The following is a 1,391-nucleotide window of genomic DNA, read 5'->3' on the forward strand; positions in this document are numbered from 1 at the left end:
ATCGAAACGCATATCGGACGCGGACCCAAGGACAAGATCCATCCGGCCACGCGCGTCTTCCAGGCGTTGCGCATCTTCGTCAATGACGAGCTTGGCGAGCTTGCAAGGGCGCTGCTGGCGGCCGAGCGGGCGCTGAAGCCAGGCGGCCGACTTGCCGTGGTGACCTTCCATTCCCTGGAAGACCGTATCGTCAAGCGCTTCATCGCCGACCGTTCCGAAGCCGCCAGCGGCTCGCGACACATGCCCGACGCGCCGCAGCGCGCCGCGACTTTCCGTAAAGCTGGCGGCGGCGTGACGCCGGGGGAGGCCGAGATAGCGGCCAACCCGCGAGCGCGCTCGGCCAGGCTGCGCGCTGCGATCCGCACAGATGCCCCGGCGCGTGCGGGCGATTTTTCGATTTTCGGCCTTCCAAAGCTTCCCGCCGTCGAACGGCCGGGAGAGAGGTGAGCACGTGTTTCGTACCAGCGACATAGTCCTGATCGCCGTCATGGTCTCGGCCGCGGCCCTGACCTACAAGACCAAGCGCGAGGCCGAGGAGCAACTGGCGTCCGTGCAGAAGATCCAGGCGCAGATCCGCTACGAGGAAGACACGATCGATCTTCTCAAGGCGGATTGGAGCCTGCTTACCCAGCCGTCGCGGCTGCAGAAGCTTGCCGACGTCTACAAGAGCCAGCTGGGCCTCGAACCGGTCGGCGCACGCCAGATCGGTGGCCTTGACGACATTCCGGTGAAACCGCTGACCATCGAGGACCTTTCCTCTCAGCGGCTTGGCGGCATGGCCGACAGTTCCGGCAATGGACCTGGGGACGACAAGGACCCCGTCGTCACGGGGAGCACGGTGCAATGATCAGCGGGCTTCCAAGGATCGGCGACCTGCTGAAACGCCGGAAGAAGACCGTCGAGGACGGCTCAATCGTCGTCGACGCCGCGCGCAAGGCAACGGGCGGCAAGGCCAGGACCCGCATCGTCATGACGATGGCGGTGTTCTTCACCCTCTATTCCACGATTGCCGGCAGGCTTGTCTATCTCGGCCTGCAGAATCCGGACCTGTCCGACGGCCCGCAGAGCAGGGTCACCGCGTCGCGTCCCGATATCGTCGACCGCAACGGCGAAGTGCTGGCGACCGACATCAAGACCGCGTCGCTGTTTGCCGAGCCGCGGCGCATCGTCGATGCCGACGAAGCGATCGAGAAATTGTCGACCGTGCTGCCGGAGATCGACTACGAGCAGACCTACCGCAAGCTCAAGAGCGGCGCCGGCTTCGTCTGGCTGCAGCGCCAGCTGACGCCGAAGCAGCAGGCCGACATCATGGCGCTGGGCGTTCCCGGCCTCGGCTTCCGCACCGAAAAGCGCCGCTTCTATCCGAGCGGCGAGACCTCGTCCTATATCGT

At 65.2% G+C, this 1,391-nt stretch carries 2 protein-coding genes and 1 pseudogene; all 3 read left to right on the plus strand.

Annotation, left to right across the window (positions count from 1 at the left end):
• Nucleotides 1-447 (plus strand): 16S rRNA (cytosine(1402)-N(4))-methyltransferase (mraW, locus tag EOA27_RS36520; RefSeq protein WP_127258719.1); only part of this gene is annotated, 447 nt, incomplete at its 5' end.
• Between the two features lie 4 nt (nucleotides 448-451).
• Nucleotides 452-847 (plus strand): hypothetical protein, encoded by a 396-nt coding sequence (locus EOA27_RS36525; protein ID WP_126081989.1) that lies wholly within the window; start codon nucleotides 452-454, stop codon nucleotides 845-847.
• Nucleotides 844-1,391, plus strand: a pseudogene (locus tag EOA27_RS36530) (penicillin-binding protein 2); the annotation flags it as partial. The gene EOA27_RS36525 and the pseudogene EOA27_RS36530, both read left to right, overlap by 4 nt.

The organism is Mesorhizobium sp. M2A.F.Ca.ET.037.01.1.1 (assembly GCF_003998075.1).
Classification (GTDB): Bacteria; Pseudomonadota; Alphaproteobacteria; order Rhizobiales; family Rhizobiaceae; genus Mesorhizobium.